Annotated in this window: 17 protein-coding genes and 1 pseudogene; 8 read left to right on the forward strand and 10 right to left on the reverse strand. The window is 66.1% G+C overall.

Annotated features, from left to right (window positions below; translation table 11 throughout):
* Positions 1-132: 132 nt before the first annotated feature.
* The 3 genes and pseudogenes from AC1DE3_RS13910 to AC1DE3_RS13920 all read right to left on the reverse strand — a co-directional run.
* Complete coding sequence (locus tag AC1DE3_RS13910) at positions 133-1,194, reverse strand: MaoC family dehydratase (RefSeq protein ID WP_476797064.1); 1,062 nt, start codon at positions 1,192-1,194, stop codon at positions 133-135.
* Between the two features lie 93 nt (positions 1,195-1,287).
* Entirely contained in the window at positions 1,288-2,241 is a 954-nt protein-coding gene (locus AC1DE3_RS13915) for a threonine/serine dehydratase (protein WP_476797101.1), read from the reverse strand.
* A 135-nt stretch (positions 2,242-2,376) separates the two neighbouring features.
* A pseudogene (locus AC1DE3_RS13920) lies at positions 2,377-3,024 on the reverse strand (DUF429 domain-containing protein); the annotation flags it as partial.
* 91 nt (positions 3,025-3,115) lie between these two features.
* Here AC1DE3_RS13920 and AC1DE3_RS13925 point away from each other — a divergent pair.
* Complete coding sequence (locus AC1DE3_RS13925; protein WP_441511570.1) at positions 3,116-3,991, forward strand: HpcH/HpaI aldolase/citrate lyase family protein; 876 nt, start codon at positions 3,116-3,118, stop codon at positions 3,989-3,991.
* Positions 3,992-4,051: 60 nt separating this feature from the next.
* On the opposite strand, the gene ppa is transcribed toward AC1DE3_RS13925, so the two are convergent.
* Positions 4,052-4,591 carry an inorganic diphosphatase gene (gene ppa, locus AC1DE3_RS13930; protein ID WP_441511569.1) on the reverse strand — a complete coding sequence of 180 codons (540 nt, stop codon included), beginning with the start codon at positions 4,589-4,591 and terminating at the stop codon, positions 4,052-4,054.
* Between the two features lie 151 nt (positions 4,592-4,742).
* Between ppa and AC1DE3_RS13935 the strand changes: the two genes are divergently transcribed.
* Entirely contained in the window at positions 4,743-5,465 is a 723-nt protein-coding gene (locus AC1DE3_RS13935; RefSeq protein ID WP_476797065.1) for a fused DSP-PTPase phosphatase/NAD kinase-like protein, read from the forward strand.
* Positions 5,466-5,480: 15 nt separating this feature from the next.
* On the opposite strand, the gene AC1DE3_RS13940 is transcribed toward AC1DE3_RS13935, so the two are convergent.
* The 3 genes from AC1DE3_RS13940 to hmuQ all read right to left on the reverse strand — a co-directional run bounded on the left by AC1DE3_RS13940 (position 5,481) and on the right by hmuQ (position 7,963).
* Complete coding sequence (locus tag AC1DE3_RS13940; RefSeq protein ID WP_476797066.1) at positions 5,481-6,848, reverse strand: hypothetical protein; 1,368 nt, start codon at positions 6,846-6,848, stop codon at positions 5,481-5,483.
* Between the two features lie 235 nt (positions 6,849-7,083).
* Positions 7,084-7,605 carry a heme utilization cystosolic carrier protein HutX gene (hutX, locus tag AC1DE3_RS13945; protein WP_476797067.1) on the reverse strand — a complete coding sequence of 174 codons (522 nt, stop codon included), beginning with the start codon at positions 7,603-7,605 and terminating at the stop codon, positions 7,084-7,086.
* Between the two features lie 10 nt (positions 7,606-7,615).
* Positions 7,616-7,963, reverse strand: coding sequence for a heme-degrading protein HmuQ (gene hmuQ, locus AC1DE3_RS13950; protein ID WP_441511565.1), 348 nt, complete (start codon positions 7,961-7,963; stop codon positions 7,616-7,618).
* 357 nt (positions 7,964-8,320) lie between these two features.
* Between hmuQ and AC1DE3_RS13955 the strand changes: the two genes are divergently transcribed.
* The 4 genes from AC1DE3_RS13955 to AC1DE3_RS13970 all read left to right on the forward strand — a co-directional run bounded on the left by AC1DE3_RS13955 (position 8,321) and on the right by AC1DE3_RS13970 (position 11,804).
* On the forward strand, positions 8,321-9,265 hold the full coding sequence (locus AC1DE3_RS13955) for a heme/hemin ABC transporter substrate-binding protein (protein WP_476852450.1): 945 nt from the start codon (positions 8,321-8,323) through the stop codon (positions 9,263-9,265).
* A gap of 20 nt (positions 9,266-9,285) precedes the next feature.
* A complete protein-coding gene (locus tag AC1DE3_RS13960) occupies positions 9,286-10,365 on the forward strand; it encodes a FecCD family ABC transporter permease (protein WP_476797069.1) in 1,080 nt (359 codons plus the stop codon).
* Entirely contained in the window at positions 10,358-11,182 is an 825-nt protein-coding gene (locus AC1DE3_RS13965; protein ID WP_476779632.1) for a heme ABC transporter ATP-binding protein, read from the forward strand. The genes AC1DE3_RS13960 and AC1DE3_RS13965 overlap by 8 nt, the downstream gene beginning before the upstream one ends.
* A gap of 109 nt (positions 11,183-11,291) precedes the next feature.
* Complete coding sequence (locus AC1DE3_RS13970) at positions 11,292-11,804, forward strand: L,D-transpeptidase (RefSeq protein ID WP_476779633.1); 513 nt, start codon at positions 11,292-11,294, stop codon at positions 11,802-11,804.
* A gap of 3 nt (positions 11,805-11,807) precedes the next feature.
* Here the strand turns inward: AC1DE3_RS13970 and AC1DE3_RS13975 are convergent, their stop codons facing one another.
* Complete coding sequence (locus tag AC1DE3_RS13975; protein WP_476797070.1) at positions 11,808-12,755, reverse strand: 2-hydroxyacid dehydrogenase; 948 nt, start codon at positions 12,753-12,755, stop codon at positions 11,808-11,810.
* A gap of 238 nt (positions 12,756-12,993) precedes the next feature.
* Here AC1DE3_RS13975 and AC1DE3_RS13980 point away from each other — a divergent pair, with 238 nt between their 5' ends.
* The gene (locus AC1DE3_RS13980; protein WP_476779635.1) at positions 12,994-13,311 is read left to right on the forward strand and encodes a DUF2853 family protein; all 318 of its coding nucleotides are present in this window, start codon (positions 12,994-12,996) and stop codon (positions 13,309-13,311) included.
* Between the two features lie 86 nt (positions 13,312-13,397).
* Here the strand turns inward: AC1DE3_RS13980 and AC1DE3_RS13985 are convergent, their stop codons facing one another.
* Both AC1DE3_RS13985 and AC1DE3_RS13990 read right to left on the reverse strand, forming a co-directional pair.
* The gene (locus AC1DE3_RS13985; protein WP_476852451.1) at positions 13,398-14,702 is read right to left on the reverse strand and encodes a class I SAM-dependent methyltransferase; all 1,305 of its coding nucleotides are present in this window, start codon (positions 14,700-14,702) and stop codon (positions 13,398-13,400) included.
* An 86-nt stretch (positions 14,703-14,788) separates the two neighbouring features.
* Positions 14,789-15,010, reverse strand: coding sequence for a DUF1674 domain-containing protein (locus AC1DE3_RS13990; RefSeq protein WP_476797072.1), 222 nt, complete (start codon positions 15,008-15,010; stop codon positions 14,789-14,791).
* 122 nt (positions 15,011-15,132) lie between these two features.
* On the opposite strand from AC1DE3_RS13990, the gene htpX reads away from it, so the two are divergent.
* Entirely contained in the window at positions 15,133-16,062 is a 930-nt protein-coding gene (gene htpX / locus AC1DE3_RS13995) for a zinc metalloprotease HtpX (protein ID WP_476797073.1), read from the forward strand.
* Position 16,063 lies beyond the last annotated feature (1 nt).

The raw sequence follows: 16,063 nt of genomic DNA on the forward strand, positions 1-16,063 counted from the left end.
CAAAAGGAGGCGGACCCAATTGGGATCATTCTAGAGTGACTGGTTCTCTAACGAAACCGTTCCGGCGCTGCAATGCGGCACGCGCAGAACGAAGTTACAGATTCTGAAAATCGTCATTTCGTTACAAAAAGCTTAGCGCGGCAGCAGCACCCAGTAGTCGAAATCGAGGATGACGCTGGGATCGTACTGATCTCCTGCCTTCAGCGGATGGTCCGCGCAAGGCCGGTTCTTGACCGCGACGAGCCTGAGCCTGACAGCACCGACATCGCTGCGCCCCGGCAATTCCGCACTCGCCAGCACCTCGCTCCAGGCATAGACGGTGTCGCCGGCGAAGAGCGGCGCGACATGCCGCCCGCCATTGATCGCGGCAATGTGGAAGGCGTTGCCGAGGCCGTTGAAGGAAAGCCCACGCGCCAGGCTGATGACGTGGCCGCCATAGATCAGGCGCTTGCCGAAGCGGCTGCTCTGCGCGGCATGAGCGTCAAAATGAACCTTGGCCGTATTCTGGTAGAGCCGTGTCGCAATCTGATGTTCGGCCTCCTCGACGGTCATGCCGTCGACATGGTCGATCCGTTCTCCGACGTCGTAGTCGCTCCAGCGGAACGAGGAACCGGCCAACGCATCGTCATAGGCCGAGAGTTCGACCGCGGGGCAGCCTTGCCCCAGTTCTTCCGGCTGCACCGCCCTCGCCAGCTCCGGCACCTGTTCGGCATGGGCTGGCGTGCCCGGGCTGCGCTTGCGCACCAAGACCCAGCGCGCATAGCTCAGCACGATCTCGCCATGCTGGTTGCGCCCGATCGAGCGGACATAGACGATGCCGGCATCCCCAGCGGAAGCCTGCTTCAGCCCGATCACCTCCGAGGTGGTCGAGAGCGTGTCCCCCGGGAAGACCGGCTTGAGGAAGCGGCCGTCGGCATAGCCGAGATTGGCGACGGCATTGAGCGAGACATCCGGCACGGTCTTGCCGAAGACGATGTGAAAGACGAGCAGATCGTCGACCGGCGCTGCCGGATACCCGATCGCGCGGGCGAAAGCCTCCGAGGACTGCACGGCGAAGCGCGGTCCATAGAGGGCCGTATAGAGCGCAACGTCGCCGACCGTGACCGTGCGCGGCGTCGCATGGACGATGACGTCCCCGAGCTGGAAATCCTCGAAGAAACGGCCGGAATTGGTCTTGGGCGCGGAGCCTGACATGCATCGCCTCCTGATCGCCTGCGATTTTGCGCTGCAACGAAGGCGATCGTCCAGCCCCGACGAAAGCAGGAGCGTCCGCGATCGACGGTGGCGTCAGCCCACGATGGCGGCGAGTTTCGTCAGGTCGACATTGGCGCCGCAGACCAGCACGCCAAGCCGCTCGCCCTGCGCGGGCTTGTAGGCGCCACACAGAAGCGCGCCCAAGGCCGCCGCCCCGCCCGGCTCGACCGCGAGGCGGAAATCGCGCCAGAGCACGACCTGCGCCTCGGTAATCGCCGCATCAGGCACGAGCGCGACATGATCGACGCTGTTCTTCGTCACGTCGTAGACGAGCTGGCCGACATTGCGGGCGCCCAGCGAATCCGCCGCGACCGACGCGACCTTGACCTCGATCGGCCCCTTGGCATCGAGCGCCGCCTGCAGGGCGCGCGAACCCTCTGGCTCCACGCCAACGACCTTGACCTTGCTACCGGCGAACCAGCTCGCAATGCCAGAGATCAGGCCGCCGCCCCCGACCGCGACCAGCACGGTATCGAGATCCGGCTCCTGCAGATCCCATTCGCGACCGAGCGTGCCCTGCCCCGTTATCGTCTCCTTGGCCGCGAAGGGATGAATCTTGAGCGCGCCGGTCTGGGCAACGAAACGATCGCAGGCGGCCTGCGCATCATCGTATTGCGCGCCGCCGATGATAACATCGGCACCGAAGCGCTTGATCGCCTCGACCTTAGCCGCCGGCGAAATCTCCGGCACGAAGATGGTCGCCTTCACGCCACGCTTCATCGCGGCATAGGCTACTGCCGCACCGTGATTGCCGCCCGAGGCAGCCGAAACGCCAGCGGCCGGAACCGGCAGCGACAGCAGGTTGTTGAAGGCGCCGCGCGTCTTGAACGAGCCGGCATGCTGCAGGCATTCGAGCTTGAGCGAGATATCCGCAGCGGAGCCGAAGGCGCCGGTGCCCAGCCGCATCACGGGGGTGACCCGGGCATGGCCGGCGATGCGCGCTGCCGCTTCCTCGATCATCGGACGGGTGACGGGGCGTGCGCTCATGGCGATATCCTGACGAGGCTCGGAGACTGGACGATAGGTCCAGATCGCAATCGGAAGACCGTGGCTATCGCGTCCCGGCGGATCGGGAAAGGGGCGCCCACGCCCCGCAGCAATGTGCCGGGCGACAACCAGCGCCGCCAGCGCATCGAGCAGGTCGTCTCGTTTTGCACCTTTGGGGACAGGTCCTTCGGCTGCGGCCAGACAAACTCCTTGCGAGACGAGAAGTCGGGTGCGTTCGGCCGAACCCTCTACGGTCTTCTTCGGAAAATCGAGCGGCCGTTCGCCGTTCATCGACCAGAAGGCTACTTCCGGGTGAATCTCCCGCGTCCGCTCCTTAATCAAAGAATCGTTCCGAAGAAGGGCGTCGATCTCTCGGATTTTGGGGAGGATCATGAAAGCTTGGCGGCTGAACCCCGCTGCAGGCATCGAGCTCTGTCGGGCGATATCGCAGGCATATGCGTGGGAACGATCAATATCGTCCATGCCGACAACGGGACGGCTCACGGCATAGACCGCAGCTCGCGAAGGAATGCTGAAAACGGAAGTCCCGCGCTGGCCGAGAACAGCCCTTGCAGCTTCCTCAGGCCCACGCCCTCGTCCCTGTATCCTGTCGGGTAAGCCGATCGGCATATCCACGGCGACGATGGCAGGTCTCGTTTCATGCATCAGAATGCTCTGAAAATCGCGAAACACCTGAACGGTTGGAGATCCCCTGAATTCCGTATCGCAAAAGGCGGCGATCCAGCCGCCCTTGCAGCCATCGACGCCGGCAAGCCACGCCATCCCGTTTCCTCCGCCTTTCGCAGCGCTGGTATTGCGACTGCGTTGCTCTACTGTGCAGCGCAGCACAAGCAGGCCCGTGTCAGGAGAGACGATGACCACGATACGCCCCCGCCGCAGCGCCCTCTACATGCCCGGCTCCAACGCCCGCGCGCTCGAAAAGGCCCGCGAGATCGCGGCCGACGTCCTCGTCCTCGATCTGGAGGATGCCGTCGCACCCGATGCCAAGACCACCGCCCGCGAACAGGTCTGTGCCGCGGTGAAGGCTGGCGGATATGGCGGGCGCGAGCTCGTGATCCGCGTCAACGGTGTCGGAACGCCCTGGTTCGCTGATGATCTCGCCGCCGCCACGGAGGCGAAGCCGCAGGCGATCCTGATCCCGAAAGTCGCGGCCCCGGAGACGCTGCAGGAAATCGGCGGCCGCTTGACCGGCCTGTGGGCCGACCCCGCCATCGCAATCTGGGCGATGATCGAGACCCCGCTCGCCATCCTCGAGGTCGAGCGCATCGCCCGCGCCGCGCGTGATCCGGCAACGCGGCTTGCCTGCTTCGTGATGGGCACCAACGACCTCGCCAAGGAAACGCGGGCCCGCTTCGTGCCGGGCCGCGCGACCATGCTGCCCTGGCTGACCAGCGCCCTTCTGGCTGCCCGGGCCCATGGCATCGACATCCTCGACGGCGTCTACAACGACATCAAGGACGAGGCCGGCTTCCTTGCCGAATGCGAGCAGGCTCGCGACCTCGGCTTCGACGGCAAGACCCTGATCCACCCGTCGCAGGTCGGGCCCGCAAACATGATCTTCGCGCCGGACGAGGCGGAACTGGCGCGGGCCCGCGCCATCATCACCGCCTTCGATCTGCCGGAGAATGCAGGCAAGGGCGCGATCCAGCTCGAAGGCCGCATGGTCGAATTGCTTCATGCCGAAATCGCGCGCCGCACCGTGGCGCTGGCCGAGGCGATTGCGGCGTGAAACGAAAACGGGGCCGCGCCTGGCGCAGCCCCGTGGACTCTGAACCCGTAGGAGCCGGACTCAGCCCTTCTTGGCAGCCTTGGCGCGCTCCATGGCCTCGACGATCAGCTTCTTGGCCTCGGCGGCGTCGCCCCAGCCCTTGAGCTTCACCCACTTGCCGGGCTCAAGGTCCTTGTAGTGCTCGAAGAAGTGCTGGATCTGGTCGAGCGTGATCTGCGGCAGATCGGTGTAGTTGTGGACGTTCTCGTAGCGCTTGGTGAGCTTCGGCACGGGCACGGCGATGATCTTCTCGTCGCCGCCACCCTCATCCTCCATCAGCATCACGCCGATCGGCCGGACCGCAATGTAGGAACCCGGCACCAGCGGGCGCGTATTGGCAACCAGGACGTCGCAGGGATCTCCGTCCTCCGAAAGCGTATGGGGGATGAAGCCGTAATTCCCAGGATAGCGCATCGGCGTGTAAAGGAAGCGGTCGACGAAGAGCGTTCCGGCTTCCTTGTCCATCTCATACTTGATCGGCTCGCCTCCGATCGCCACTTCGATCAGGACGTTGACTTCGTCGGGCGGGTTCTTGCCGATGGAGATGGCATCGATGCGCATGGGGAACCTGTCATTACAAAATTTCGCCGGGCCTTATGCAAGTTCGGAGCGAAAAGGCCAACCCCTTCCTTGGTTTTCGGTTGCCCAATGATTTGCGCTGCCGGAGTCACGCTGGTATCGGGCGGTGCATGAAAACGACCAAGGCCCTTCCGTGCTGACCCGGCTGCGCCCCGATGCGGAGCGTTACGCCCGGCGCATGGCCCGCATCGCACGCTGGGACCGGCCGATCGAGAGCCGAGGCCAGCGCCTGCGCGCCTGGGCCAACATGCTGCTTGTCGACCACGGCATCTTCCGCCTGGCCTATCTCAATACCCATCGGGTGACGCCGCGGCTCTGGCGTTCGGCCCAGCCGGCTCCGCATCAGATAGCCGGCTTTGCCCGCAAGGGCGTCAGAACCATCGTCAATCTGCGCGGCGGACGCGAGCACGGCTCCTGGCCCTTGCAGAAGGAAGCCTGCGAGCGTCACGGCATCACGCTGATCGATTTCGTCCTGCGCTCGCGCGGCGCGCCCGAGCGCGAGACGATCCTCAATGCGAAAAGCTTCTTCGAGAGCCTCGAGGAGCCCGTGCTTGTGCATTGCAAGTCGGGGGCCGACCGGGCCGGCTTCTTCTCCGCCCTCTATCTCCTGATCCACGAAAAGCGCCCGCTCGCGGAGGCCATGCGCCAGCTCGCGCTGCGCTACGGCCATTTCCGCTTTGCCAAGACCGGCATCCTCGATGCCTTCTTCGAGGCCTATCGCCGCGAGGGGGACGCCAAGGGAATCGCATTCCTCGATTGGGTCGAGACCATCTACGATCCGGAGCGGCTCGAGCAGGAGTTCAAGCCCGGCCTGTTTTCCTCGCTCGTTGCTGACGGGTTGCTTCGTCGGGAATGACGGGCTCCCGGCGGCTCAGCGCGCCGGGCTTCCGACGACGGGGCCACCCGCGGGCGTGATCTCGGCATCGCCGAGATGCAGCCAGACGAAGCCCGTATGGACGAGGGCGCGCAGGATAGAAATTGCGCCGATCGCCTGCAGAAGCTCCGGCGACAATGACCTGAACCAGACCATCGTCGCGATGATCGCGACCAGCGCCAGTGCATTGATCAGCACCTGCCAGGCAGGCTGGCGCGACAGCGTCGCCATATCCTGAAGCGGCGTCAGCACCGCGATGCCCGCGTAGAACGGCGCAAGCAGCGCCAGAACCCGGCCCAGATTGTCCCAGTGCGTTCCGTCGAACAGCGGCTCGACCAGAGTTGCGACCACGGCGATGGAGCCGAACAGCAGCGCCGCGGCGCCGATCAGCCCGACCGCCATCACGCGCGCCACGAAACGACGGCGTGCGCCCGCATAGGCGCGCAGCCGATTCAACGCGATCGGCGCCGACACCGTGCCGAACATCTGCGTCGGCATGTCGAGCAAGCGCATCGATAGCGCGACCTGCGCGGCGAGCGCGGTGTTGGCCGCGTAGGGGAGCGCGAGCACCGGCGCAATCGCGAAGCCATAGGACAGCAGCGCGGTCGGCAGCAATGTCAGCGGGATGCTCCGCCAGTGATAGGCTGCGACGAGCAGGCTCTGCGACGACCACATCCGCGGTTCCACCAACGGCGAGATCGCGCCCCAGCGCCGCCGCAGCAGGTAGAGCGCCGCAAGGACATGCCCCAACGTGTCGGCCATGAAAAGCGCGAGCGCTTTCGGCCCGAAGATGCCGATCAGGGCCAGCATGAGCGCTGGCTGCGCGATGGCCTGAACGACATTGCTGTTGCCGATCGCGCGGAAGTCGCCCTCGGCGGTCGCCTCCGTCCAGAGCAGGCGAAGCACCGCGCGCGCCGACAGCGAACCGAGGAACAGCAGGGCAATGGCGGGAGCTACCCAGCCCGACAGCGCCAGCCCGATCAGCAGAACCGCGGCGATGCCGCAAAACGCCAGCCCGACGACGGCGGCCAGCCGGAAGGCATGCCCGAGCCGGGCGCGGTCCGCGCTCTGGAAGAAGACGGCTTCCAGCCGCAGCAGGGCGGCGATCGAAACGAAATTGACCAGCGCCGAGAACACGGCGAAGGCGGCAAAGACGAAAGGCGGGCAGAGGATGGCGGCAACCAGCAACCCCCACACCGAGATCAGCCGCGCCTGGATGAAGCGCAGGCCGAGCAGGATCGAGGAGCTCAGGCTGGAGCGCAGCAGCGGCGCGCGTGCCGCAACAAAGCGCCGGCCAGCCGACAGGCGCCCTATGGCTTGGCGTGGCGCGAGCTGCACCCGTTCCATGACGACTTGAGCGGTCATATCGACATCCATGCTCGGATGATCGGATGGGCCGTCTCGTACCGGTCCTGCGCCACTCTTCGCGGAAGAACGATTGGCGGACTGATTCACGGATGACGCGCCTTCTGCCGAGGAGGCTGCGCCTGTATGGTTAACGATCGATTAAGCTTGGTCACGGGCCGATAGCTGGAAAGGGGGCGGTGATCCCGCCCCGGGTCGCAGCGCATCAAGCGCACCATGTCGCCTTTTTTGGGGCTCAGGCGTGTTTGGCCTTGAGCGTTTCGAAGCGTTCCAGCTGATCCGGCAGGAGCTGGCGCGCGGCGTCGCGCCGCACGAAGACCTTGAACATCACCTCGCCGGCGCCGTTGAAGAACTGGACCGAACAGGCCCGCCGGCCCTGTGCCGTGCTGCGATCGACAAGATAGATCGCGCGGCAGTTCTCAGCCTTGATGTGGCCGCCGATCGGGCTGTCGCCATGGATGTTGTAGTAGCCATGGCCGAAACTGCCGATGGGCAGCGAGCCTTCGCATTCCAGCACGATGTCGGGCGTGTGCATCAGAAAGAGCACCGTGCCCCAGCTTGCGAGCTCTTTCCAGACATCCTCGAACCGCTCGGGCGCCAGGAAGAGGCGCTGCTCGGCCGGCAGGAGCTCCAGCACGGCCCGCGTCGAGACGTTGGCTTCGCGCGCCACGGCTTCGATAAGGCCGTCGGGCTTGGCGGCGAGCAGCGCGCGGGCATGTTCGATCGGATCGCGGGTCGCGATATCGGCAGTCGTCATCGTTGCAGCCTCACTCGGCCGCCTGGCGCGGCAGGTGCGGATTGCTCTCGCTCAGCACCGTCTCGAAACCCTCGAACTCGGGATGGCCGAGATAGATCGGCTTCGGGCGCGGCTGGCCGGCATTGCGATGCGACTCGCGGAACTGATCCGATTTCGTCCAGGCGACGAAATCGTCCTTCGAGGCCCAGCTCGTATGCGAGGAGTAGAGCGTATGATCCTCCTTCTCCGGCCCCTTGAGCAGGTGGAAAGCGATGAAACCGGGCATCTCGTCGAGCCGGCTCTTGCGCGAGGACCAGACGGTCTCGAAGGCGGCCTCCTCGCCCTTGACGACCTTGAAGCGATTCATGGCGATGAACATCGACGCATCCTGCATGTGAAGCCGCGAGCCGGCTGAAATGAAAGGGTGCCGCTACGCGGCCGGTCATCGCCATTTCCGGATAAACGCCTGGCGAAGCGTTCACCGGGGAGAATGCGTGCCGGGAGAGGCCGCGCGACGACGCGCCGCGACCGAAGCCGGCGGCGCACAGGCGCTGCCCTTGACCCCTTGTAGTAAAGATGAATATCACCGTCAACAATACACTCAGTCAATTCTTGTTTTGAGTAATTCAAAACTAGAATTTACTTTGTTGAAACATTCTAAACAAGACGATCTCTGCCGATCGGATTGAATTGCAATGGCCGCCGCCCGCCGGCGGCATCCGAATGGAGTTGCACCATGTCTGGCTCATACGATCGAGCGATGCATTCCGCGCCGGTGCAACCGAACCGACGGGAGCTGACGGTCTCGGCCTTGTCGTTGCTCGCCCTGGCCGGGCTCGGCCCTGTCGCACCCGCATTGGCGCAGACGCCCGAGCGCATCGTCGTCGCCGGCGGCGTCATCACCGAGGTGATCTATGCGCTCGGCCTGCAGGAGCGGATCGTCGGCGTCGATTCCACCAGCCAGTTCCCCGCGGAGGCGCTGAAGGACAAGGCGAATGTCGGCTACGTCCGCGCTCTTTCGGCCGAGGGCGTCCTTTCCCTCAAGCCGACGTTCATCATGCTGATCGACGGCGCCGGCCCCCCGGATGCCGTCTCGCTGCTGACCGAATCCGGCGTGAGGATCGCGCGCATCGGCGACGGGCTGACCCCGGAAGGGGTCGCGAGCAAGATCGCTGCGATCGGCACCGCCATCGGCGCGGCGGCTCCCGCCGAGCGCCTTTCGGAACAGACCAGAGCCCGGTTCGAGGAACTCGCCAATTTGCGAGCCGGAATCGCCAAGAAGAAGCGTGTGCTGTTCCTGCTATCGCTTCAGAACGGCCGCGCCCTCGTCGGCGGCCGCAACAGCTCGGCCGATGCGATCATCTCGCTGGCGGGTGGCATCAACGTCGCGGACGCGATCGAGGGCTACAAGCCGATGACGGATGAGGCGATCGCCGCCGCCGCGCCCGAGATGGTGCTGATGATGCGCAACAGCAGCGCCCACAACACCACGCCTGACGAACTCTTCGCCATGCCGTCCTTCTCCCAGACGCCCGCGGCCAAGGAGAAGCGGCTGGTCCATATGGACGGGCTCTACCTGCTCGGCTTCGGCCCGCGCACGCCAATGGCTGCGCGCGACCTCATGGCATCGATCTATCCGGAGGCCGCGATCCCGCCGTTGAAGACGGCCGCTGCCCCGTGACCCTCGCGGCGCCCCTCCCCATGGCTTCCGGCGCGCTGACGACGCTGATCGCCGGCCGGCGCCGCGCCGGCCTGCTGGCTGTCGTCGGGCTCTCCCTGGCCAGTCTGCTGATCGCCATCGTCGCCGTCGGCCAGGGTGCCATCTCCATTTCTCCGGGGCGCGTCGCCGAGATCCTGATGGCGAAGCTGACGGGCGAGGCCGCGCTGCTGGAAGGACGCGATGCGCTCGTCGTGCTCAACATCCGCCTGCCGCGCGTGTTGCTCGGCCTGCTCGTCGGCGCAGGACTCGCGGTTTCCGGCGCACTGATGCAGGGGCTGTTCCGCAATCCGCTGGCCGATCCCGGCCTCGTCGGCGTTTCCAGCGGCGCGGGCCTCGCCGCCGCCGCTACCATCGTCCTCGGTGACCGCTTCCTCGCGGGCACCATGATGAAGCTGCCCTTCGCCGCTCTGCCGATCGGAGCCTTCTGCGGCGGCCTCGTCTCGACGCTGGCGCTCTATCTCATCGCGACGCGCGGCGGCCGGACCTCGGTCGCCACGATGCTGCTGGCCGGCGTCGCGCTCGGTGCCATGGCGGGTGCGCTTACCGGACTGCTCTCCTTCATCTCGGATGACCGCCAGCTGCGCGATCTGACCTTCTGGTCGCTCGGCAGCCTCGGTGGCGCAAGCTGGACCAAGCTCTCTGTCGTCGCGCCGATCATTCTGCCGCTGCTCCTGTTGATGCCGTTGCTGGCGCGCGGATTGAACGGGCTCATGCTTGGCGAGGCCGAAGCCTACCATCTCGGCATCCCCGTCCAGCGCATCAAGGCGCTGGCCATCCTGCTGGTCGCGCTCGCCGTCGGCGCCAGCGTCGCCTCGGCTGGAATGGTCGGCTTCGTCGGCATCGTCGTGCCGCATTTGATCCGGCTCTGCGTCGGCCCGGACCACCGGCTGCTGCTGCCGCTTTCGGCGCTGGGCGGCGCGATGCTGCTCGTCGGAGCCGATATCGTCGCACGACTGATCGTCGCTCCGGCCGAGCTCCCGATCGGCATCGTCACCGCCACGATCGGCGCGCCCTTCTTCCTCTGGCTGCTGCTGCGGCGCTCGAGCGCTCTCGATGTCTGAAGCGACGCCCGTCCTCTCCGCCCATGGCGTCGGCTTCGCGGCAGGTGGCCGCCGGCTGGTCGCCGACGCCAGCCTCGAGCTCGCGGGCGGCACGACCACGATCCTGATCGGGCCGAACGGCGCGGGAAAATCGACCCTCCTGAAGCTCCTCACCGGCGAAGCGAAGCCCGCCGGCGGAGATGTCCGCATCGCCGGAGAGCCGCTCGCGGCGATCCCCCATTGGCGCCTCGCCTGCCAGCGCGCCGTCATGGCCCAGCATGCCCGCCTCGCTTTCCCCTTCAGCGTCTACGAGGTCGCAAGCCTTGGCGTCGACGGGATCGGCCGGGCGCTGACGCGCCAGCGCCGCGAGGCGATCGTCGCCGAGAGCCTTGCCGCCGCTGGGGTGATCGACCTCGCCGGCCGCCGCTATCAGACGCTCTCGGGCGGCGAGCAGCAGCGCGTGCAGTTCGCCCGCGTGCTCTGCCAGCTCGAGGCCGGCCGGAGCGTCGCCGAGAGGCAGGTGCTCTTCCTCGACGAGCCGATCGCCAGCCTCGATCTGTGCCACCAGCTGGCGCTGCTCGACATGGCGCGCGGCATTGCCTCCCGCGGCGTCGCCGTGCTGATCGTCCTGCACGACCTCAACCTCGCCGTGACCTATGCCGACCATCTGGTGGTGATGGATCAGGGGCAGATCATCGCGCAGGGCCCGCCGGCGCGCACGCTCGACGATGCCCTGCTGCGCCAGGTCTTCAAGGTCGACCTGACACTGAGCCGCGCGCCGGCGCCGGGGCTGCCCTTCCTGCTACCGCAGCAGCACCGCGCGCGCCCCGCCGTTTGAAGGGCGATTCACCAGCGCTTCATCCTGAATCCCGCTTCACCATATCGCTCAACCCATGCTTCACGACTGAGGCTTAAACCCCGTCCGCGTCCGAACGGGAGTTTCGACCATGGACCGACACCTCGCCGCCATCGGCCTCGCCGCTGCCTTGTTATTGCCGGCCCTGACCAGCGCCGAAGCGCGTGAGGTCATCGGGCTCAACGATGACCGCTTCGAGCCCGGCACCATCCTCATCCGCACCGGCGAGCGGAAGCTGTATTTCGTCGTCGCGCCCGGCACGGCGATCCGCTACACGATCGCGGTCGGCAAGGCCGGCAAGCAATGGCGCGGCGTCAAATATGTCGAGGAAATGCAGGTCGACCCGGCCTGGGCTCCGCCGGCCGAGGTCAAGCGCGACAATCCCCGCCTGCCAGACGTCATCCCCGGCGGCTCGCCGCGCAACCCGATGGGTGCGCGCGTCATCGGCCTCGGCCCTGGAGGGCAATACGCCATCCACGGCACGAACATGCCGAACACGATCGGCACTGCCGCCTCCTATGGCTGCTTCCGCATGCACAACCAGGACGTGATCGACCTCTACGCCCGCGTCCAGATGGGCACGCCCGTCGTCGTCATGCCCTGAGCGTCACGCCGCCACCGGCGAGAGCAGCGGACGCCCGGCGAAGAAGGCTTCGAGATTGCCGAGCATGACCTCCTGCTGTGCGTCTTGCGCGGTATCCGAGGCGGCCGCGATATGCGGCGTCAGCACGACATTGTCGAGCGCCTTCAGCCTGTCGGAGACATGGGGTTCGTTCTCGTAGACGTCGAGCCCCGCACCCGCGATCGCGCCGGTCTCCAGCGCTGCGCACAGCGCGTCCTCGTCGACCGCGATGCCGCGCGATATGTTGACGAGATGCCCGCGCGGCCCCAGCGCCTTCAGCATGGCGGCATCGATCGCATGGCGGTTCTCGGCGCTGGCACGCGCCGAAACCACCAGAAGATCGGCCCATTCGGCGAGACCGAGCAGGCTGTCATGGTAGAGATAGGGCGTATCGGCGCGGCGGCTGCGATTGTGATAGCCGATCTCCATGTCGAAGGCTTCGGCGCGCCGTGCGATGCGGCTGCCGATGGCGCCCAGCCCGTAGATGCCGAGCTTGCGCCCCGCCAGCCCCGGCACCGAGGCCATGCGCTGGACCGAATTGCCCTGCCAGCGCCCGGCCCGGACGAAGCGGTCGGCCTGTGGGATCTGCCGCGCCGTGGCAAGCAGCAGCCCCATGGCGAATTCCGCCACGCTGGCGGCATTGGCCGTCCCGGCATTGCCCAGCGCGATTCCGCGCGCCTTGGCATGCGCCCGATCGACGCCCTCGATGCCGGTCCCATAGCAGCAGATCAGCCTGAGCTTCGGCAAAGCGTCGATGAGCGCGGCATCGGTGCGGAGGCTTCCCATCGTGAGCAGCGCCTCAGCCTCCTCGGCGCCGGGCGGCAAGGCCTCCGGCGTCGAGCGCTCCATCGGCCCAAGCACGGTGAAGTTCTCCTTGAGCCGCGCGATCAGGGCCTCCGGCATGCGCGGCACCATCAGTATCGTCGGGTTCATGGCATTGCTCCAGCAGATGCTGCATCGCAGCACCGCGCCGCCGATCGCTCAACCCACATCGGCAAACGGCCCGCCATCCGCTCTGCGCATTCCGGGCTTCGACGAAAGACGCATCGAATCGCTCCAAAAGCCGGCAATCACGCGCTTTTTCCCCTCGCGGCCCGGAAGGAACCGCGTTAACCTCCGGCCGCGACACGCAACCGCCCGTGCCTCCCACGGGCCAGGAAGGGGCAACCAGATGGATCACCTCGCCGACGTGAAGAAGTTCGCCAAGAAGCCGCTGAACGATGCTGCCTTCGCCGGGATGTCGAAGGCCTATGCGCTCGTGATGAGCAAGCCGGACACCCGCTACGTTGCCTGCTCGGACCCGGCCGAGGTCGACCGCGTCCGCGAGAACTTCCTGAAGAAGAAGCTCGGCCTGAAGTCCGGCGATCTCGACGGTTCGATCAAGGCGGTTTGCGAGCACATGAAGGCGGACCGGACCAAATCCCGCCTGACCTTCTACTATCTGCTGGCCGAACACCACGGAAAGCTCGACCTCTTCATCAAGAAGTAGGTCATGGCCCAGCCCGGCCGGGCTTTCCCATCCGCAGATGCAGGGACGAACGGCATGGCCGGCAGCGGCGCCGGCCGGAGTCCCGTTCAGTCGCGATAAAGGTCTGCACGCGTCAGCGGCAGGCCGGACGGACCTTTGCGCCGCTTCGAGACCAGCGTCTGGTTGACCAGCGCACCGCCACGTTCAAAGGCCAGCGAGCAGCCCGCGAGATAAAGCAGCCACATCCGCGTCCGCTCCGGGCCGATCTCGACCTCGGCCTTCGCCTTGTTCGCCTCGAGCCTTTCCCACCATAGCCGCGTCGTGCGCTGGTAATGCTCGCGCCAGCCTTCGACATCGTGGATCTCGAAACCGTAGCGCTCGAGATTGGCGATCGACATACCCAAATGGTCGAGCTCGCCGCCGGGAAAGATGTAGCGCACCAGCGCTCGGTATTCCGCCGGCATCTTGTTGAAGGCCTTTTCCGTCTTCTTGGCCCGGCGCGAGATGCAGTGATGCAGATAGAGCCCGCGCGGCCGCAGCAGCCGGTTCACCGCCTGGAAATAGGACGGGTGGTTGCGAATGCCGACATGTTCGAACATGCCGATCGAGGAGATCTTGTCGAACTCCCCTTCCATCTGCGTGAAATCCTTGAGGTGGAGCGTGACCTTGCCCTGAAGCCCGAGCTTCTCGACCTTCTCGCGCGCCAGGGCGAGCTGTTCCTCGGCCAGCGTCACGCCATGGGCCTCAACGCCGTAATAGCGGGCCGCATGGCAGACCAGCGCGCCCCAGCCGCAGCCGATATCGAGGAAACGGTCTCCCGGCTTCAGGCGCAGCTTGCGACAGATCATGTCGAGCTTGTCGCGCTGGGCCCGTTCGAGGTCAGCGTGATCCTCGGTGAAATAGGCGCAGGTGTAGACCATCTCCTCGTCGAGGAAGAGCCGGTAGAAATCGTTCGAGACGTCGTAATGATAGGCGATGTTGGCCTTGTTGGTGGCCGGCGCGCCGTCACGCGCAATCTCGTCGCCCTTGCGGTGGCTGATGGCGGCCTCGGCCTTGCCGGGCGCGAAGATGAAGCGCCTGACAACGTCGAAGACCGCGCCCTTTGGGATGTTGCGTGCGAGCTTGCCGACCTTGCCGTCAGGCCGTGCCGCCGCGAGATCGAAGATCGAGCCGTTCCGGATCGAGATACGGTCTGTGATATGCAGATTGAGCAGCGTGTCGAGCTTGGGCTTGCGGATCAGCGCGGCCAGGACACCGGCATCGGCGATGGCGATGGCGAGCCCGTCGGAGGGCCAGGAGGCGGGCACCGAGCTGCCGTCCCAGAGCCGGAAGCCGAGCTTGAGGCCGAGCTTGTCATGCGCCTCACTCAGAAGGCGGCGCAGGGCCGCGAGGCGCTTGTCGTTGCTGTCCATGACCGAGAATCCGCTGCTTTCCGGCTGCTGTTTGGACGCAACGCCGCGGATTGGCAATGTTCCGCATATTCGGGTCCGATTGGCGCTCAGAAATCGCTGGCGATGCCCTTCACTTCCCAGTCGTCGTAGCGCACCGGCTCCAAGCCGCCACGCCCGTTGAGCTCGCGCTGTTTCGCGACCTCGGCCGCATGCGCATCGATAGCGGCCCGCCGGGCCGACGCCTCGGCCAGCGCGCGCTGCGCGGCTGGCGGCAGCTTCTTGCGCTCCGCAGCATCAGACGGCACGTCGTCTTCGACCTTCTCAGGCATTTTCGGCTCGTTTCCTAGCAGGGTTTCTCTTGCAGGATCGGGATCGCCCCCACCACATAGGGCACGAACCCGGCCTTCGCGAGGGCTTTCCGCCCCGCGGCGCTGCTGATGAAGGGGAAACGATGAACTACGTTCGCACCGGCATGTTGATGGCAGGCCTCACCGCGCTGTTCGGCGCGGTGGGCTATCTGCTCGGCGGCGGCGGCGGCATGCTGATGGCGCTCGGCTTCGCCGCCGTGACCAATCTCTTCAGCTACTGGAACTCCGACCGGCTGGCGCTTGCCGCACACAACGCCCAGGAGGTCGATGAGCGGACCGCGCCGGAGCTTTACGGCATGGTGCGCGATCTCGCGGCGCGCGCGAACATGCCGATGCCGCGCGTCTACCTGATCCAGGAAGACCAGCCCAACGCCTTTGCCACCGGCCGCAATCCGCAGAACGCGGCAGTGGCGGCGACGACAGGCATCCTGCGCACGCTGACCTATGAGGAATTGGCTGGGGTGATGGCGCATGAGCTGGCGCATATCAAGAATCACGACACGCTGACCATGACGATCACGGCGACCTTCGCGGGTGCGATCTCGTCGCTCGTCACTTTCGGCATGTTCTTCGGCTCGCGCGACAACCGCCCGAACTTCGTCGTCCAGATTCTGCTCTCGATCCTCGCGCCGATGGCGGCCGCCCTGATCCAGATGGCGATCTCGCGCTCGCGCGAATACGAGGCCGACAAGCTCGGCGGGCAGATCGTCGGCAATCCGGTCTGGCTCGCCGATGCCCTGGCCAAGATCGCGGCGGGCGTCCAGCACATTCCCAACGAGACAGCCGAGGCCAAGCCTGCTACGGCGCACATGTTCATCATCAATCCCTTGACCGGCGGCGGCATGGATAATCTGTTCTCGACCCATCCCGACACCGGCAACCGCATCGCGGCGCTGATGGAGCAGGCCCGCGCCATGGGCATCGGCCGCAGCACGGGCGGAGCGAGCTTCTCCGCCCAGGCCGACAACAGCCCCTGGGGCAACGCGCCCCGCCAGCCCGGGCCCTGGGGCTGAG

The organism is Allobosea sp. 10L417 (genome assembly GCF_056395485.1).

Excerpts from the sequence above, each read along its gene's own strand:
- AC1DE3_RS13910 (WP_476797064.1), bottom strand. The coding sequence starts at position 1,194 with ATGTCAGGCTCCGCGCCCAAGACCAATTCCGGCCGTTTCTTCGAGGAT.
- AC1DE3_RS13915 (WP_476797101.1), bottom strand. The coding sequence starts at position 2,241 with ATGAGCGCACGCCCCGTCACCCGTCCGATGATCGAGGAAGCGGCAGCG.
- AC1DE3_RS13925 (WP_441511570.1), top strand. The coding sequence starts at position 3,116 with ATGACCACGATACGCCCCCGCCGCAGCGCCCTCTACATGCCCGGCTCC.
- ppa (WP_441511569.1), bottom strand. The coding sequence starts at position 4,591 with ATGCGCATCGATGCCATCTCCATCGGCAAGAACCCGCCCGACGAAGTC.
- AC1DE3_RS13940 (WP_476797066.1), bottom strand. The coding sequence starts at position 6,848 with ATGACCGCTCAAGTCGTCATGGAACGGGTGCAGCTCGCGCCACGCCAA.
- hutX (WP_476797067.1), bottom strand. The coding sequence starts at position 7,605 with ATGACGACTGCCGATATCGCGACCCGCGATCCGATCGAACATGCCCGC.
- hmuQ (WP_441511565.1), bottom strand. The coding sequence starts at position 7,963 with ATGTTCATCGCCATGAATCGCTTCAAGGTCGTCAAGGGCGAGGAGGCC.
- AC1DE3_RS13955 (WP_476852450.1), top strand. The coding sequence starts at position 8,321 with ATGTCTGGCTCATACGATCGAGCGATGCATTCCGCGCCGGTGCAACCG.
- AC1DE3_RS13960 (WP_476797069.1), top strand. The coding sequence starts at position 9,286 with ATGGCTTCCGGCGCGCTGACGACGCTGATCGCCGGCCGGCGCCGCGCC.
- AC1DE3_RS13965 (WP_476779632.1), top strand. The coding sequence starts at position 10,358 with ATGTCTGAAGCGACGCCCGTCCTCTCCGCCCATGGCGTCGGCTTCGCG.
- AC1DE3_RS13970 (WP_476779633.1), top strand. The coding sequence starts at position 11,292 with ATGGACCGACACCTCGCCGCCATCGGCCTCGCCGCTGCCTTGTTATTG.
- AC1DE3_RS13975 (WP_476797070.1), bottom strand. The coding sequence starts at position 12,755 with ATGAACCCGACGATACTGATGGTGCCGCGCATGCCGGAGGCCCTGATC.
- AC1DE3_RS13980 (WP_476779635.1), top strand. The coding sequence starts at position 12,994 with ATGGATCACCTCGCCGACGTGAAGAAGTTCGCCAAGAAGCCGCTGAAC.
- AC1DE3_RS13985 (WP_476852451.1), bottom strand. The coding sequence starts at position 14,702 with ATGGACAGCAACGACAAGCGCCTCGCGGCCCTGCGCCGCCTTCTGAGT.
- AC1DE3_RS13990 (WP_476797072.1), bottom strand. The coding sequence starts at position 15,010 with ATGCCTGAGAAGGTCGAAGACGACGTGCCGTCTGATGCTGCGGAGCGC.
- htpX (WP_476797073.1), top strand. The coding sequence starts at position 15,133 with ATGAACTACGTTCGCACCGGCATGTTGATGGCAGGCCTCACCGCGCTG.